Source organism: Mesorhizobium sp. M1E.F.Ca.ET.041.01.1.1, assembly GCF_003997355.1.
In the GTDB taxonomy this organism is placed as follows: Bacteria; Pseudomonadota; Alphaproteobacteria; order Rhizobiales; family Rhizobiaceae; genus Mesorhizobium.
This window is the reverse complement of record NZ_RZSL01001083.1, coordinates 1-1061: the sequence shown is the minus strand read 5'-3', so window position 1 is coordinate 1061 and position 1061 is coordinate 1. Positions and strand designations below refer to the sequence as shown.

The window sequence follows — 1061 nt, the reverse complement described above, 5'->3', positions numbered from 1 at the left end:
CCTTCCAGCCGCATCAGCACCGAGGGCCTCGCATCCTCTGGCTGGGTGGAATCGATGCTGCCCGAGAACTTCGCCTTGCCGAGGATGAGCTCGAGATCGCTGAAGGACTGGCGGTTCTCGCTGAGATCGACCTTGGCCTTGAAGCCCGCCGCCGGCAACCGGCGGATCGCATCGTCGACATCCTTCGACAGCCAGGCGGCGAAGCCGGACGGCTGCCCGACAGCAAGAAGCAGCGAGCCGGTGAAGCCGAAGCGGTCCTCGACGCTCAGCATGCCGTCGGCTTCGAGCGTCGCGCGGCCGGGCAGCGTCGCGGCAAGCGACTTCACCGACCAGCCGCCCTCGACCGGCTCGGCCGAGAGCCGCACGTCGCGCACCGTGGTGTCGCCCGCCACCACCGCCGGCAGCCTGACCTCGACCGTGCCCGGTATCGTCGGCTTCGGCATGTGCAGCAGCGTCTGCTCGAACGCCGCGATGCGTTGATCGAGCGTCAGCCCGGTTCCCGCGGATGCGCCCACCGCCTCGTCGAACTGCACCTGGGCGCCGCTGGCCTCGATCGAAAAATGCGGCTTCAGGCCGAGATCGACCGAGGCCTTGCCGTCTGCGGTGTAGGGATTGTCGAGTGGCCCGGTCTCGAAGCGGAACTCGTCCACGTTGAGTTTTTGGTGGTCGAGCGCGAATTTGCCGTTCAGCCGGAAGCCGGGATCGGGCTTGCCGGCGCTGACCTTCACGGGCTCGCCGTCGGTGCCGCGCAGCGTGGCCGAGTTTCTGTCGGCCCCATTCTTGTTGGAGGCCGAAACCTTGAACTGGCCGGAATAGACCGCCGCGCCCTTGACGATGCCGGCGTTGCCGTCGGTCTCAATGATCAGCGGATAGGCATCGGGATCCGCCTTCAGCCTGAGCCGCATCTGGCCGTCCGGCTCCACCTTGCCGGTCGAGGCCGAGACGTCCGTGCGCAGGCCGTCGAAGCGCAGCGTGCCGTCCATCCGCCAGGGGCCGGCGAGCGACTTGGCCGAAATGGTCGAGTTGATCTCGGAAATCAGGTGGCTGCGGGCACCGGCGGC

General features: G+C 67.8%; 1 pseudogene. It reads right to left on the bottom strand.

The features are described from left to right. A pseudogene (locus EOA38_RS37525) lies at nt 1-1061 on the bottom strand (AsmA protein); the annotation flags it as partial.